The 16596-nt window shown below is 55.0% G+C and carries 13 protein-coding genes; 3 read left to right on the top strand and 10 right to left on the bottom strand.

All coding sequences use genetic code 11. The features are described from left to right. Nucleotides 1–20 precede the first annotated feature (20 nt). The 9 genes from ABUK12_RS16960 to ABUK12_RS16920 form a co-directional block, all read right to left on the bottom strand. Nucleotides 21–1610, bottom strand: a complete 1590-nt coding sequence (locus tag ABUK12_RS16960) for an FGGY-family carbohydrate kinase (RefSeq protein WP_410012950.1) — start codon at nt 1608–1610, stop codon at nt 21–23. Nucleotides 1611–2134: 524 nt separating this feature from the next. Beyond that, nucleotides 2135–3073 (bottom strand): 2-hydroxyacid dehydrogenase, encoded by a 939-nt coding sequence (locus ABUK12_RS16955; protein WP_410012949.1) that lies wholly within the window; start codon nt 3071–3073, stop codon nt 2135–2137. 15 nt (nt 3074–3088) lie between these two features. Further along, nucleotides 3089–4402, bottom strand: coding sequence for an MFS transporter (locus ABUK12_RS16950; protein ID WP_410012948.1), 1314 nt, complete (start codon nt 4400–4402; stop codon nt 3089–3091). A 127-nt stretch (nt 4403–4529) separates the two neighbouring features. Continuing rightward, nucleotides 4530–5678, bottom strand: coding sequence for a galactonate dehydratase (dgoD, locus tag ABUK12_RS16945; RefSeq protein WP_410012947.1), 1149 nt, complete (start codon nt 5676–5678; stop codon nt 4530–4532). A gap of 268 nt (nt 5679–5946) precedes the next feature. Further along, nucleotides 5947–6714: an SDR family oxidoreductase gene (locus ABUK12_RS16940; protein WP_410012946.1), complete on the bottom strand. Its 768-nt coding sequence runs from the start codon at nt 6712–6714 to the stop codon at nt 5947–5949. Between the two features lie 99 nt (nt 6715–6813). Further along, complete coding sequence (locus ABUK12_RS16935; RefSeq protein ID WP_410012945.1) at nt 6814–7437, bottom strand: 2-dehydro-3-deoxy-6-phosphogalactonate aldolase; 624 nt, start codon at nt 7435–7437, stop codon at nt 6814–6816. Further along, nucleotides 7421–8317 carry a 2-dehydro-3-deoxygalactonokinase gene (locus tag ABUK12_RS16930; RefSeq protein WP_410012944.1) on the bottom strand — a complete coding sequence of 299 codons (897 nt, stop codon included), beginning with the start codon at nt 8315–8317 and terminating at the stop codon, nt 7421–7423. The genes ABUK12_RS16935 and ABUK12_RS16930 overlap by 17 nt, the downstream gene beginning before the upstream one ends. Then, on the bottom strand, nt 8314–9012 hold the full coding sequence (locus ABUK12_RS16925) for a FadR/GntR family transcriptional regulator (RefSeq protein ID WP_410012943.1): 699 nt from the start codon (nt 9010–9012) through the stop codon (nt 8314–8316). The genes ABUK12_RS16930 and ABUK12_RS16925 overlap by 4 nt, the downstream gene beginning before the upstream one ends. A gap of 249 nt (nt 9013–9261) precedes the next feature. Then, nucleotides 9262–9954 (bottom strand): FadR/GntR family transcriptional regulator, encoded by a 693-nt coding sequence (locus ABUK12_RS16920; protein WP_410012942.1) that lies wholly within the window; start codon nt 9952–9954, stop codon nt 9262–9264. A gap of 283 nt (nt 9955–10237) precedes the next feature. Here ABUK12_RS16920 and ABUK12_RS16915 point away from each other — a divergent pair, with 283 nt between their 5' ends. The 3 genes from ABUK12_RS16915 to ABUK12_RS16905 all read left to right on the top strand — a co-directional run bounded on the left by ABUK12_RS16915 (nt 10238) and on the right by ABUK12_RS16905 (nt 15496). Then, nucleotides 10238–11545 (top strand): MFS transporter, encoded by a 1308-nt coding sequence (locus ABUK12_RS16915; protein WP_410012941.1) that lies wholly within the window; start codon nt 10238–10240, stop codon nt 11543–11545. A gap of 58 nt (nt 11546–11603) precedes the next feature. Then, nucleotides 11604–12788, top strand: a complete 1185-nt coding sequence (uxuA, locus tag ABUK12_RS16910; RefSeq protein ID WP_410012940.1) for a mannonate dehydratase — start codon at nt 11604–11606, stop codon at nt 12786–12788. A 248-nt stretch (nt 12789–13036) separates the two neighbouring features. Next, nucleotides 13037–15496: an ankyrin repeat domain-containing protein gene (locus ABUK12_RS16905; protein ID WP_410012939.1), complete on the top strand. Its 2460-nt coding sequence runs from the start codon at nt 13037–13039 to the stop codon at nt 15494–15496. A gap of 137 nt (nt 15497–15633) precedes the next feature. Here the strand turns inward: ABUK12_RS16905 and yidA are convergent, their stop codons facing one another. Continuing rightward, nucleotides 15634–16449, bottom strand: a complete 816-nt coding sequence (gene yidA / locus ABUK12_RS16900) for a sugar-phosphatase (RefSeq protein WP_410016681.1) — start codon at nt 16447–16449, stop codon at nt 15634–15636. Nucleotides 16450–16596: the final 147 nt, after the last annotated feature.

Below are 16596 nucleotides of genomic sequence, written 5' to 3'. Positions count from 1 at the left end.
GCTCCTGGTAAATAATAAGGTCAGCGCCAAACGCGCATGTCGTTTTCGGCCCGCTGCGCATCGTCATAAAGCCGCAGGTAAACCTGGTATTTCGCCTGATGGAATGCCGCGCTGCCCGCATCGGCGCGGATCACCTCGCCGGGACGCACCAACGCGCGCGCCGCGTCGGTCAGGGTGGGAAAGACACCGGCCGCCACCGCGCCCAACAAGGCCGCGCCGAGAGTGACGGCGTCATCCTCGGCCGACAGCTCGATATCGCAGCCGGTGACGTTGGCGTATTCGCGCAGCCAGAGGGGATTTTTGGTGGCGCCGCCGCAGATCAGCAGCCGGGTAATATGATGACCGGCCTGGTTCATGGCGTCGATAATATGGCGGGTGCCGTAGGCAATGGCCTGCAGGGTAGCCAGGTAGAGCCGGGCCAGCGCATCCGGTCCCTGCTCCAGCGTCAGGCCTATCACCGCGCCGCGGGCGAGCGGATTGGCGCGGGGCGAACGGTTGCCATGATGATCCGCCAGCACATGCAGATGGCGGGTGGGGAACGGGTCGCGCCGTTCAAGGGCGTCCACCCAGGCATTAAGCAGCTCATAGTCGCTGCACTGCCGCTCACGGGCCTGCTGTTGCAGCAACGGCCAGGCGGCATGCCCCCGCAGCGTCCATTCCACCAGCGCGCCGGCGGCGCTCTGGCCGCCCTCGCTCAGCCACCAGTCCGGCAGCATCGCGCCCCAATAGGGTCCCCATACGCCCGGGACATGAATCTCACGCCGGTTAACCAGCATATGGCAATTCGACGTACCGCTGATAATGGCCAGGGCGCCCTCGGGTTGGGTTGCCACCAGCGCCAGTCCGCCCGCATGGGCGTCGATAATGCCGCCTGCCACGGTCACCGCGGTGGTCAGGCCGCACTCCCGCGCCGCCCGGTCGCTGAGTTGCCCTGCGGGCCGGCCCAGTTCGAGGATCGCCGGCGGCACCTTCTCCAGCAGGTCTTCCAGGTCAATCGCCCGCAGCAGCGGGGCGCTGAACTGGTTTTCATGGGCCAGGTAATTCCACTTACAGGTCAGCGTGCAGGTGCTGGCGGCATCCACGCCCGTGGCGCGCCAGACCAGGAAATCCGCCAGATCAAACAGTCGCCAGGCCCGTTGGTAACGCTCGGGAAAATGACGCTTCAGCCACAGGACTTTCGGCAATTCCATTTCCACGCTCACCTCGCCGCCGACATAGTCCAGCGCCCGATCGCCTGTGGCGTTGATATCCTGGGCTTCCCGCACCGCCCGATGATCCATCCACATAATAATATCGTGCCCGGCGGCGTTATCCTCGGCCAGCGAAACCCCCTCGCCGGCGCTATCCACCGCCACCAGCGAACAGGTCGCGTCAAAGGCCAGGGAAACCACTGATTCAGGCGCCACGCCTGCGGTGCCCACCGCCTCTTGAATCGCCGCGCAGGCCTGCGACCAGATTTCCTGTGACGATTGTTCGACCACATCCGGCCGGGGATGGAACTGACTGATGGGGCGCACGGCAAAGCCCAGCCGGGCGCCTTGCTTATCAAACACGCCGGCCCGGACGCTGGCCGACCCCACGTCCACACCGATAAAGCACTGGTTTTTCATGCTCGCACCCCTTTGCTAAGTCGAGTTAGCAATTTAAGCAAAGGTATTGGCGGTGACAAATGAATTTTATGGGATTTGTGAGCTGGATCGGGAAGCGAGACGTAAGGCGATGATAATCAAAAAATTATAACGGCCAGATCTTTCTTTACCGCCGGGCGCGGCAGGCCCTCTGCGCACCGGCCCCGCCGGGCAGGCCAAGCAGCACGCCATAACATTGATAGCCGAACCTTTCTCCCGCATTTAAATGCGGGGCAGCCAGCCTTGGCAGGGGTTTCTCTTGAGCTTGCGGGGGCTTATGTTGCCGCGGTGTGGGCTTCGCTTGCCGTGCGTTAAGGTGTTTTATGAGCGGCCAGGGGGACCCTGCATACGGCTCCCCTGGTCGCTTGCCCGCGCCGGGCAGTTCATCTCTCCGCCCGGCATATGGCAAGCGAAACCCGCGCCGAAGCGACATAAACGTGGCGGCATTCATCTTCGCGGGCACCCCATATTGCCAGGCCACATCAGCCCATAGCGCGCCAAGCGGATTAGTACGGCGCCACCGGCGTCAACAGCGGCTTGCCCGCCAAAAACGCCGCGATATTATCAAACACCAGATCCGACATCGCGCGCCGCGTATCATGGGTTGCGCTGGCCATATGCGGCGTAATCACCACATTCGGCCGGTTAAACAACGCCGCGGGCACCTCCGGCTCGTGGCTGAACACATCCAGCCCCGCGCCGCCGATAATCCCCCGCTCAACCGCCTCGATCAAATCACCCTCATCCACTACCGTACCCCGGGCGATATTAATCAAGATCCCCTGGGCGCCGAGGGCGGCCAATACCGGCGCGTTCACCAGCGAACGGGTTTTCTCCCCACCGTTAACGCACACCACCAGGAAATCGCTGGCGGCCGCCAGTTCCACCACCGAGGTATAAAACGGCCAGGGACTGTCAGGCAACTGACGATAATCATGATATGAAATCGCCATATCAAAGGCCGCGGCCCGCCTGGCAATCGCCTGGCCGATACGCCCCATGCCGATAATCCCCAGCCGCCCGCCGGATACTTTTTTGGTCCAGGGATACCCCCCGTCCCGCCAGCCGCCCCGCTCGATAAACCGCTGCGCGCCCACGATCTGCCGTGAGGTCGCCAACAACAGCCCCATCGCCATATCCGCCACGTCCTCGGTCAGCACGTCAGGCGTATTGCACACCGCAATGCCCCGACGCGTGGCCGCGGCCACGTCAATACCGTCATAACCCACGCCGAAATCGGCAATCAGCTCAAGCTGCGGGAATTGCGCGATAAACGCCTCGGTGACGGTGGATTCGCCGTTCACCACCAGCACCCTGGCCTGCTGCGCGGCCGGCAACCGTTCCGGCTCCGGCAGCGAGGAATAATCCACCATATGGAATTGCTCTTCCAGGCGGCGCGTCAGCGCGTCGGGTAACATGGCGGCCTTGATAACGGAATAAGTCATAAATAATCCCTGCGATTAATGTGATAACGGTGAAACGGCGCCTGGCTTTACCGCAGGCGTCCGGGTCCGGCCGACAAAGATGCCCACCACGCCGCCAATCACCAGCGCGACGGCGATAATCATCAGCCCGTAATGATAGCTATTGGTCAAATCCTTGATTTTCCCCAGCAGCGGCGGCAGGCCCAGGCCGGCGAAATTGGCGATGGCATTGATAAAGGCAATGGAGGCCGCCGCCGCCACCCCGGTCAGTTTCTCGGTGGTCACCGCCCAGAATATCGGCGTCAGGGCAAAGTTAAAGCCCACCGTCAATACCAGCAGAATATAGGCCAGCCACAGGTTGGCGGTAAAAATGGAGATGCCCAGCAGCAGCCCGGAGATGATCAGCGGCACGCCCAAATGCAGCGCGCGCTCTTTGGTTTTGTCCGAATGACGGCCGTTGAGATACATAAACAGGCAGGCGAAGACAAAGGGCACCGCCGCCAGCACGCTGATAACAAAATTGCTCTTGTCCGCCACCATGCTTTTTAATATCAAGGGCAGGAATAAGGTAATGCCGATGGAGCAAAACGCTTGCAGAAACCACACCAGGCTCAACAGCCACACCACTTTATTTTTCAGCGCGCTGCCCCAGGAATGGTCCTGGCCCACGACCGCATCGGCGTTATCCGCCGCCAGGGTCGCCTTCAGCCAGCTTTTTTGCTCCGCACTCAGCCAGTGGGCTTTATCCGGGCTGTCGGAAAGGTAAAACAACACCATCACGCCCATCACTACCGCGGGGATGCCTTCAATAAAGAACAGCCAGCGCCATCCCTCGATACCGCCCAGGCCGTGCAGACCCAGCAGACTGCCGGAAACCGGCAGGCCGATAATCGACGCCAGCACCGAACCCATATAAAAAAACGACATGGCCCTGGCCCGGTTGCTTTTCGGGAACCAGCAGGAAATATAATAAATAATACCGGGAGCAAAACCGGCCTCCGCCATCCCCAACAAGAAACGCATGACATACAGCTGGGTCGGGGTATGGATAAAGCCCATGCCGGTGCTGACCAGCCCCCAGGTTATCATGATGCGCGCAATCCATAATTTGGCGCCGACCTTCGTCATTAAAATATTGCTGGGCACTTCGAAGAGAATGTAGGAAATATAAAACATGCCCACGCCCAGCCCATACATGCTGGTGGTCAATCCCAGGTCGGCGTTCATTTGCAACGCCGCCACGGAAATATTGGTTTTATCCAGGTTGGAAATAAAATAGCACAAGATAATAAACGGGATTATTTTTAAATTCAGCTTAGCCAGGGTAGAGGTACTTAAATCGATATTCATATCATCACCTTTAGGCCACGCCCGGCCTGGGAGCACAGGACTCCTGACTGGGCGTGGTGAAGCAACGCGGGATGGTACTGCTTAATATTATGGCATTACTATAATGGCACTCATCTATAGCGGGTAATTACCACTCCGCCACCGCACCGTCAGGATAACGCCATACCGGATTACGCCATTCACCGGCGTTTTTACTGCGCTCAATCACCAGTTCCTCATTAATTTCCACGCCCAGACCCGGTTTATTTAATGGATAAAAATAACCGTCAGTCATTTTAAAGTCATCTTTATTAATCACATAATCCAGCAGTTCCGCACCCTGGTTATAATGAATACCCATGCTTTGTTCCTGCAAAACCGCGTTATAGGAAACAAAGTCCACCGCCAGACAGGACGCCAGGGCAATAGGGCCTAACGGGCAATGCGGCGCCAGCGTGACATCGTAAGCCTCCGCCATTGACGCGATTTTCAGGCATTCGGTAATGCCGCCCGCATGGGACAGGTCGGGCTGGGCAATCGCCAGGCCGCCGGCCGCCAGCACGCGTTTAAATTCAAAGCGCGAGAACATACGCTCGCCGGCGGCGATGGGGATCGAGGTTTGCGCCGCCAGGCGCGGATAGTACTCCGCCTGTTCCGCCAGCACTGGTTCTTCGATAAACAGCGGCCGGTAGGGCTCCAGCTCCTTGATCAGCAGCTTCGCCATCGGGGCGTTAACCCGCCCATGGAAGTCGAGGCCGAACTCGATATCATTACCCATGGCTTCACGCACCTGGGCCGCCACCGCCACCGCCGCATCCACCTTGCGTGAATTGTCGAGCAGGCCCATCTCTTCGCAGCCGTTCAGCTTAAAGGTATCAAAGCCAATCGCGGTGAGTTTTTTCATGCCCGCAATCACATCGGCCGGGCGATCGCCGCCGACCCAGCTATAGGCCTTGATGCGATCGCGCACCAGGCCGCCCAGCAGTTGATATACCGGTACGCCCAGCGCCTTGCCCTTGATATCCCACAACGCCTGATCGATGCCGGCGATGGCGCTCATCAAAATTGGCCCGCCGCGGTAAAAACCGGCGCGGTACATCGTCTGCCAAATATCGTTGATGCGCGCCGGATCCTGGCCGATGACATAATCCGCCAGTTCATGCACCGCGGCCTCGACGCTCTTGGCGCGGCCTTCAATTACCGGCTCGCCCCAGCCGACGATGCCCTCGTCTGTTTCGATTTTCAGGAACATCCAGCGCGGCGGCAGCCGGTAGGTGGTGAGTTTGGTGACTTTCATACTCTGTTTTCCTCTCAAGCCTGACTTTAATGACTCCAGCCTGCGGTGTGAAGCAGCGCTATCATGCCCATGATTGTAGCACCATCATTTTATATTGTACTACAATCTGGATCACACTTTAGGCAATCCAACGGCGGGAAAACGCCGGCTCCCGGGACTGACAACGGCGTATTCTGGACGCCAGGCATAAAAAAGCCGGTCATATTCTGACCGGCGGGACGAAAAAGGTTTGCGGGCCGGGTGAACCCCTGCCCGGCGCCCAGGCGCGTTACAACACTGAAAGCCATCCGCCGTCGACGTAGATGATCTGCCCGCTGACATAGTCGGACGCCGAAGAGGCCAGGTATATGGCGGTGCCGATCAGCTCTTCCGGTTTACCCCAGCGTTTGGACGGATTGCTGCTTTTAACCCAGGCGTCAAATTCCGCGTTGTTCACCAGATCGGTATTCATTTCGGTAATAAAATAGCCCGGGCCAATGCCGTTGGCCTGGATATTATACCCGGCCCACTCCGCCGCCATGGCGCGGGTCAGCATCTTGATGCCGCCTTTCGCCGCCGTATAGGGCGCAACGGTTGCGCGCGCGGCCTCGCTGGTCAATGAACAGATATTGATAATTTTACCGCCGTCGCCTTTGGCGATCATCCTGGATGCCGCCTCGCGGGATACGATAAACGCGCTGGTCAGGTTGGTGTCGATCACCCGCCGCCAGTCGGCAAGCTTCAGGTCGACCAGCGGCTGGCGATGCTGGATACCGGCATTGTTTATCAGGATATCCACGTGCGCGCCCTCGCCATCCAGCCGGGCGAATACCGCCGCCACCTGCTGCTCATCGGTGACGTCAAACGCCATACCGCGCACGGCCAGCCCTTGCCCGCGGAGCTCGGCCACCGCCGCCGCCAGGGTATCCTCATGCAGACCGTTAAGGATCACGGCGGCCCCGGCCCCCGCCAGGCCCTTGGCATAGGCAAAACCCAGGCCGCGCGCCGATCCGGTGACCAGCGCTGTGCGGCCGGACAAATCAAATAAACCCGTCATGGTATTCCCCCTTTCCGTTAAGCGTAACACAGCCTTGGTCGCCTCGCCGGGCGCACGGAAGGGCATCACGCGGCTTGCCGCGCGCGCCGGCCGGCGGGACTAGCGTGCCTGCGCCGCGGCCCGGTAAGCGGCGACAAAAGCCGCGGCCTGCTCCCGCGTGCGGCCGACCGGCTGGCCGGCGCGGTAAAGATCGCTACCCAGGCCCGCGCCGATACATCCGGCCTTCAGGTAGAGATGCAGATTTTCCGGCGTAATGCCGCCGACGGCGAATACCGGTATTTCCGGCGGCAGTACCGCTTTCAGCGCTTTAATATAATCCGGACCGAACGACACCGACGGGAAAATTTTCAGCGCCTGCGCGCCGGCGTCCAGAGCGGTAAAAGCCTCGGTGGCGGTGGCGCACCCGGGACATACCGCCATGCCGTGGCTTACGCCGCGGCGGATCACGTCAGGCTGGATATTGGGCGTGACCAGCAGCTTGCCGCCCAGCCATGCCAGCTCGTCCACCTGCGCGGGCTTCAGCACCGTGCCGCCGCCGATCAGCGCGCGGTCGCCAAACGCCTGCACCGTTTTGCCGATACTTTCCTGCCAGTTCGGCGAGTTCAAGGGGATTTCCACCGCGTCAAATCCCGCCGCCAGCAGCGCCTCGACATGCTCCAGCACTTCGCCGGGCGTAATACCGCGCAGGATGGCGATCAGGGGTAGTTTATCGTTCCAGTTCATTGACTATGCTCCTTATGCCGGCCTGGAATGACGCATCGCCATCCAGTAACCGGTCGTTAAGACCCGCATATTGCAGCGCCTGCCGATAGCGGGCCGCAAGCGACGGATTGCCGATAATGGTAATGGTTTCACCGCCGCCGATGGCCCAGCCGCGCTGCATCTGCGCCACTTCATTGCCAATCAACAGGCCGGAGAGCCATTCGCTCACCGCGCTGGTATCCAGCTGGCCCAGCACGTGGGCGGCGCGGGTTTCGAACAGGCACCGCAGAATATGGCTTTCACGAAAGCCCTGCTCCATTCCCTGGCGGAAAATATCCGGGTTCGGCCGCTGTTCGCCGACGCCGACGCCCACCAGCGACTGCTTCATCAATAAATGGTGCAGTTCTCCGGTCATCACCGTGCGGAAATCATCGATCACGCCGTCATTGACGCGCACCCATTTACTGTGGGTGCCGGGCATCAGGTACAGGGCGCCGGGCTGGGAACAGTAGGCCCCGAGAAGCTGGGTCTCCTCGCCGCGCATCACGTTGCAGTTGCCGTCGCCGATAATGCTGATGCCGGGAATAATCCAGGCCTTCCGCGGCGCGGCCTGCGCCACCAGGGTCAGCCGTCCGGCCAGGTCGCCCAGCCGCGTGGGGCACGGCAGGTAGGGCACCGGCACCCAGCCGGCATTGCTGCCCACCATGCCGGCCATCACCACCGGCACATCGTGCTGCCGCCAGGGCGCCAGCACCTCATGGAATACCTGCTCCGCCGTGCGCGAGCCCAAACGGGTGACCCCGGCCTCGGACTGCTGGCTGCCGGCCAGTTCGCCGTCCAGGTACAGCCAAGCGCGTAAGTTTGTCGATCCCCAATCTATGGCGATATAACTGTTGCTCATGTTATGTCCTTCAGCCTTTTGGTCGAGCTGGCAATCATGGTGACCGCCGCCTGCTCCGCCGCCTCGCAATCCTGATGCCTGATGGCGTCGTATAAGTTTTTATGCTCTTGCAGCGTGCGCGGCATATTGCCTTCGTCCGCCATATAGGTGCGCTCGAACACCGCGCGTTGCAACGAGCTGATGGCCACGCCCAGCTGTTGCAGCACCGGATTATGCACCGCGCTCAGCACCGCCTGGTGGTAACGGATATCCGCCTCATTAAAGGCATCGCGATCGTGACTGTTGGCAATCATCTCGTTCAGCGCCGTCTCGATAACCGCCAGTTCGCCGGAGGTGGCCCGCTCGGCCGCCCACCGCGCGATGGTCGGTTCCACCAGATGGCGCACCTCGGTCAGCGAGGCGATTAACCGCGGGTCATAATCCAGCGCCAGCACCCACTGCAAGACATCGGTATCCAGGTAATTCCACTTATTGCGCGCGCAAACGAAGGCGCCGCGATAACGAATAATCTCGATTAAATTCTTGGCCATCAGGGCGCGCAGCACTTCACGTATGATATTGCGCGAGGTTTCGAACTCCTCGCACAAATCCGCTTCCGACGGCAGTCCCGTTCCGGGGATATACTTACCGCTGACGATCTGCTGGCCCATTTCATGGATGATGCGATCGGTTTTGCTGAGAGCCTGACGGTCCATAACATTTCCCACAAAGTGATAAAAATAAGGCCACTTTATCATTTAATGGTTTTATGTCGCGGCACTGCTGCACAATTTTGCTTTAAGCGCTAAGAACCTGTGAACTATTGTAGCACCATATTTTTATATTGTACTACAATCTGGATCACGTTTTAGACATGCCATGGGCGGCGAACGCCACGCGCATGGCCGGAAGATGGAAAAGCGGGGAGGATACACTGCTACGGTAAACCGCCAATGCCGCGCGGGCTACTTCCCGTCGTCGAACAGGCGATCGTAGACATGCTGCAGATGCAATTCCATGCACAGCCTGGCACGCGCGGCGTCGCGCTCGATAATCGCCTGGGCGATATCATTGTGATCGCGATTCATGGACAACGGAAAATCGTTATCGGCATAATGGCTTTCCAGCCGGACAAAACGCGAGCTTTTACGTTTGTTCCACAGATATTCCATCATATCGCGCAGCACTTCATTGCCGGTCATTTCACTGATCAGCACATGAAAACGCTTATCCTCGCGCAGGAATTTTTCATCGTTGACATGCAGCTGGGTTAAATCGTGGGTCACTTCCCGCAATTCGGCGCGTTGGTCATCGGTGCCGTTGCGCGCGGCCAGTTCCGCCATCGTTGACTCGAAGATTTGCCGCGCCTTGATCAGGGATTTCAGGCTGAACTCTTCATCGGCGTGGGGCTGGGAGAGTTTGGGCAAGGGATCGGCGACAAAAACGCCGTTGCCGGTGCGGATTTCCACCCAGCCGGTAATTTCCAGCGCAATCAGCGCCTCGCGGATGGAAGAACGGCTGACGCCGAGCTGTTTCGCCAGTTCCCGCTCGGCGGGAATCATTTCGCCTGGCTTGAACTGACCGGTATTGATACACCCGATCAGTAAATTGGAAATCTGCCGGTAAAGACGTTCAACTTTAAGCGTAGGTAATTCCATATTGCCTCCAGCGCAAAACCCGTATCGCCGGCACGTCAGCCGTTAAATTGGCGAGAGCTTAACACAGCGGCCGGGACGGCAAAAAAAATTAATCGCCGCGGATCTCTGCGCTTAAGACGATTAATGAGATCTGCATCACGGAAATCAACCAAATGTTAAGGAATAGTAGCCAGGTCCAGTGGCCTGACCACCAGACCTTCAGTCCTTTTCCCTGTAACCATCGTGAAGTGATTCTCTTACAGGGTCAATAAGACAACAAAAAAATCGCTGTGAGGATCCTTGTATGCCCACCATTGCCCTTGATCAATTGCAGCCGCTGCAAAAAACGGCCCGGATCAAAAAGATCCAAACGGTCTCGCTGATTTTATTATTTATCGCCGGGATCATTAACTTTCTCGATCGCGGCTCGCTGTCCGTCGCCAACCAGGCGATCCGCGGCGATCTGGGATTATCCGCCACCGAATTCGGCGTCTTGCTGTCGGCCTTTTCGTTATCCTACGGCATAGCCCAATTGCCCAGCGGTATCCTGCTCGACCGCTTTGGCCCGCGCATCGTGCTTGGCGGCGGCCTGTTCTTTTGGTCGCTGATGCAGGCGCTGGCCGGTTCGGTGAATTCATTTTCCCATTTTATTATGCTGCGCATCGGCCTTGGCATCGGCGAAGCGCCGTTTATGCCCAGCGGTGTAAAGGTGATCGGCGACTGGTTCCATCCCAGGGAACGCGGCGTGCCGGTGGGCATATTCAATTCCTCCACCACCCTCGGGCAAGCTTTTGCCCCGCCGATCCTGGTTGCGCTCCTGCTGGCGTTCGGCTGGCGCACCATGTTTGTGATGATTGGCGTCGCCGGCATTGTCATCGCGTTATGCTGGTGCGTCTGGTATCGCAACCGTGAGCGCTTTCCGCTTACCGCCGAGGAGCAGCAATACCTGGATGCTTCCGCCACGCCGCGCAACGTCACCCGCCTGTCCTTCGGCGAATGGGGCGCGCTGTTTAAACGCCGCACGGTATGGGGCATGATCCTGGGTTTCAGCGGCGTGAACTATACCGGCTGGCTGTATTTGTCCTGGCTGCCGGGCTACCTGCAGGCCGAACGCGGGCTAAGCCTGGCCAATACCGGCTGGGTGGCGGCAATCCCCTTCCTGTTCGGCTCCATCGGCATGCTGGTCAACGGCGTGGTGGCCGACCGGCTGGCCAAGAAAGGCTATTCCCTGATTAAAAGCCGCAAGACGCTGATCTGCTTTGGCCTGGTGTGCTCCGCCGCCTGCACCCTGCTGGTGGTACAATCCACGTCCACCACCATGGCGGTGGCCTTTATCAGCCTGGCGCTGTTTTTTATCCATTTCGCCGGTACCTCCGCCTGGGGGCTGGTGCAGGTCATGGCGCCCTCGCGCATGGTGGCGTCGGTAAGCAGCATCCAGAACTTCGGCAGCTTTATCTGCGCCTCTTTTGCGCCAATTGTGACCGGCTGGGTGGTAGATACCACCCACTCGTTTAATCTGGCCTTGATTATTTGTTCATGCGTCACTTTCGCCGGCGCGTTATCTTATTTCTTTATCGTCAAAAATCCGATTGAAGAACAATCCGCTGCGTAGCCCTTTGCGGCTCAAAGCCCGGCTACGCACCGCTACGTTAAACAGCAAGGAGTGAATTATGGAACATACATGGCGCTGGTACGGCCCTAACGATCCGGTATCGCTGGACGACGCCCGCCAGGCGGGAGCCACCGGTATCGTTACCGCCCTGCACCATATTCCCAACGGCGAAATCTGGACCGTCGAGGAAATCAAGAAACGCCAGGCCATCCTGGCGGAAAAAGGACTGGTATGGTCGGTGGTGGAAAGCGTCCCGGTGCATGAGGATATCAAGACCCACACCGGCAATTACCGCCAGTATATCGCCAATTACCAGCAGTCCCTGCGCAACCTGGGCGCCTGCGGCATCGACACCGTTTGCTACAACTTTATGCCGATACTGGACTGGACCCGCACCGATCTGGCCTACCCGATGCCCGACGGATCCCGGGCGCTGCGCTTCGACGCTATCGCCTTCGCGGCATTTGAACTGCATATCCTCAAGCGTCCGGGCGCCAAAGAGGACTATAACGCCGATGAGCAGCGCCAGGCGGCGGAGTATTTTGCCGCCATGAGCCAGGAACAAATCGACCAGCTGACCGCCAATATCATCGCCGGCCTGCCGGGCGCCGAGGAAGGCTACACGCTGGAACAGTTCCTGGAGCAGCTGGCGCGCTACGACGGCATCGATAAAGCCAAACTGCGCGAACATATGGCCGAATTCCTCAAGGCCATCGTGCCGGCGGCGCAGGAATCCGGCATCGTGATGGCGGTACACCCGGACGATCCGCCGCGTCCGATCCTCGGCCTGCCGCGCATTGTCTCCACCATCGAGGATATGCAATGGCTGAAAGAGACCGTCGACAGCATCAATAACGGCTTTTGCATGTGCACCGGTTCCTACGGCGTGCGCGCCGATAACGATCTGGTTAAGATGGCCGAAACCTTTGCCGACCGCATCCATTTTGCCCACCTGCGCGCCACCCGCCGGGAGGAAAACCCGAAAAGCTTCCACGAGGCCGATCACCTGGACGGCGACGTGGATATGGTAGGCGTGGTTAAAGTCATCCTGGCCGAAGAGCAGCGCCGGCGCAAACAGGGCAATACCCGCGCCATTCCCATGCGCCCGGACCATGGCCACCAGATGCTGGATGATTTAAAGAAAAAAACCAATCCCGGTTATTCGGCTATCGGACGGCTGCGCGGATTGGCGGAAGTGCGTGGCGTCGAGCTGGCGCTTAAGCAGACTTTTTTTAACGACTAAGGCGATCCTCGCCCTCTTTTTGGCCGCCTCTTTATTGGGGCGGATATTGTTAACTATAAAATCATTTACTTGGCATGCCTTCTCCCCCAAGCTTCGCTGCGCCGCTTATCAGCCAGAACCCCGGTTTCTATAATTAAACAACATGCCCATCGCAGTTATTCAGCACCAACTTGAACTCTATTTAATTACTGTTTCAGGGTTATTTAGCTTCAAATGTTATGATCTGCAATTTAAATTAAAGGTCATTTATGCACATTACTGATATAGTCTGTCAATGGAGGCATTACCCCTCCGTTAGCAGCTTAGACGACAATTCGGAAGAGTTAGCAAAGCACCTGGCTTATGATGAATTATTGCATGGTAGTCTACAATACTATGGTAAAAGATATCATTATGTTTGCATTATAAATGCAATAGGTTCACTTCGTATTTTAGCCGATGAAATAGGCTTTGGTAAGGACTATGAGGAAAAAATAGCCACTTTTGAAAAAAAAATAGGCGAATCATCCTACTTGTGTCCAGGGGATAAGGAATACATTTATCGACATCTTAACGGCTATATTTCATCTTTAGTGGCCTTGGCAAAAGTGAATCCGCCACAAAAAATAAAAGATGCGGTGGCTAAGATGATGGGGTGCCTGGATGGAGATGTGGGCACCGCTATAACCACCATAAAATATGTTTATGAACAGTGTGCATTGGATTCAACCGATGAACTGACCGCGAATATTAATAAAGAGATATTTTACGCAACATCACAGATTTGCCACACGTTGTTAATCAATTACATTTCAGAATCCGACAAAGAATCAAAAGCGTCTGCAGAGACAGACCCTCGGCTAGACGAATATTATTATATTCTTCAAAAAACAGAATATGGGAAATACTTTCCTTCGCCACAATTTTCATATCTTGACGGATCTGATCCCATTAAAAAGGATGTATCTAATTTAGTCAGTTTATTAAACAAAAAACTGACTATATCTTCCATTATTCAACAGCTAGGTGCTGCGAATGCAGCTGAAAAAAAACATGAAATCAGCCCCCTGAGATGCTTTACCAACAATATTCGTTACTGGTGCGGAATGCCAATAGAGACAGAGTATCAAGCCCCTTCAAAAATATTACCAAATATTGTTGGAAATAATGATAATAATTTTATTATGGCAGAACTAACGGAGTATTTTTACCTTAACGGTTTATTCAATAAACAGATAGATATCTCTACCCTTTGGGAAAACGATAAAGTCTATATAAAATCATTTGAAGACATATTATGGCTTGAATTTAAATCTGATCGATCAAAACAACCCGTGTCGCTTAAAACCTTAATTGAACATAATTTCACAGGCAAACTACCGGACCGCCACCTAATAATAGCAATTAAAAACACATCGGACAATATAATTGTACATCATTTAGACAGAGCGTGGATAAATGATAATAACATCGTTTTCAATCAAATTGAAAATAAAAAGATATATCTTGCCAAGAAAGCATTCGAGCGTAAGTATGAACTTCATTTAAAGATGAATTATGATAACCTGGCCCTTAGGTTAATTTACGCTATCAAGCATCATGACAATGAAACCATTCATGAATTCCTTCAATGTGAAAATCTTACAACGGAGATGTGTCATCATGCTATGTTTGCAGCTATTTATTGCGGAGCAACAAACGCCGTCATAGATTTATTGACTATTATTGGTAATAAGTTCAATTTTATTCTATTTCATGGCTTACCCTTCTTGTTGCACGCTGCTAGTGTAGATCATCCAGAAATTTTATCAGCGATATTAAGTCACGAAAAAAAATATAAAAACTATCGGACCGAGGATGGCGCTTCCGCACTGATGCTGGCGGTTTCAAATAACCGATTGAAAAATATAAATTTTTTTCTGCTAGACGCTGGGATCGATGTCAATAAAAAAGACAAAGAGGGAAATACGGCGCTAATGTTGGCAGTCCGTGCAAGCAATCTTGAGGTGATAGATTCTCTACTGGCGCATCAGCCAATAAATATTTATTTAACTAATAACGAGGGGGAAAGCGCATTATCGTTAGCAGTGCGAAGCGGTAATTTTGATATAGTGAAAAGTGTTATTGGGAAAACGCATAAAAACGAGTTGTACCGCAACGATTATACCTCTCTACTCAATGCACTTAATCAAAGCAACGAAATGATAGCGAAATTTGTTTTAGAAAATGCGCCACCGCCAGATATCAACCAAAAAGACAGCAATGGTGGCACGATACTCAGTAAAGCAATCTGCGGTCATTTTGACTTTGTTAAATCATTACTTGAACGTGATGATATCGATATAAATATAAAAGATGGCTTTGGCAGATCAGCCCTTATAAATCATTGCATAAATTACATTTGGGCAAATGATATTAGCGATTCTGAGTATTTTGAGATACTCGATATGCTTCTTAAAAATGTTAATCTTGATATAAACACTCAAGATCATGAAGGTAAAACGGCCTTACATTATGCCATGACATCTTATAAATATATTACGAAGGTAAGATATTACAAGACCGTAGAATCTTTATTGACTCATCCTAACATACGACTCGACTTGAAAGACAATGAAAACCATTCCGCCCTGGATATTGTGAAAACAGAAAATGACCAAAAAGTCAACACTATGATTGTCATGAAAAGAAATATTTCTTCCCCTGCTGTATACAATGCCTCAATGTAATACCGCAGACCAGAAGAAGGCTAGTCCTAGTTACCCAGGTTGACCGTGTAAAATCGGCATTGCCCGCTGATATTATACTTGATAAAGAGCGCTGATACGTACGTATCAGCGTCTCGTCTTTTTTTGTCAGAGAGAGATTAACTTTCCAGAACCCATTTCCGTATGGCCACCGCCACGCCGTCTTCTCTGTTGGTCTTGGTAACAAACTGGCTGGCCGCCTTGATCTCGTCGATGGCATTGCCCATGGCGACGCCGGTACCGGCGTAGTTAATCATCGCCAGGTCGTTGGCCTGATCGCCAATGGTCATGACCTCGTCCGCCGTCAGGTGCAGATGCTCCGCCAGCGCTTTAACGCCCTCGCCTTTATTCGCCTGTTTATTCAGCAATTCCAGATAGTATTCGGCGCTTTTCATAATGGTGTAGCGCTCATACGCCTGCGCGGGAATGTGGCTGATCGCACGGTCCAGGATGGCCGGCGGGTCAATCATCATCACCTTCGGAAAGCGCATGGCGGGGTCCATTTCATCCACGCGGCGGAATTTAAACGGCATACCGGTTAGATAGGCTTCATGGACCGTATAAGGGCTGATATCCCGATTAGCGGTATAGAGGGTATCGAAGTCCAGCGCGTGAAAATGGACGTTCAGTTGTCGCGACAGCGCCTCCAGATAGCGGTAATCGTTGATATCGAGCGTGGTCTGCGATATGCATTCACCGTTTACCGTTTTCTGCACCAAGGCGCCGTTATTGGTGATGCAGTATTGTCCTTCGCCAAGCAGATTTAACTCCAGCAGATAGCGCTGCACCCCGATAAAAGGCCGGCCGGTGGCCAGCGCCACATAAACGCCTTTCTTTCGCGCCGCGTCTATGGCCTGCCTGACCGCCGGGGTGATCTCATGCTGCGGGTTCAGCAGCGTCCCGTCCATATCAATTGCTATCAGTTTTATCGCCATCTTATCCTCGTTATATAATATCATCACGACCTGAACACCGCCGTGGCGTACCGCTTTCAGATTAGCGCGCTAACGATATAATAATAGCTCAATTTGATGTTATAAAAATAGCAATTTATCACGCCGAATGCTGCGGGTTAAAGAATT

Origin of the sequence: Sodalis sp. C49 (assembly GCF_046352915.1) — a bacterium.
Classification (GTDB): Bacteria; Pseudomonadota; Gammaproteobacteria; order Enterobacterales; family Enterobacteriaceae; genus Acerihabitans.
Note: the sequence above shows the minus strand (reverse complement) of the source record. Positions and strands in the feature narration are given on the sequence as shown.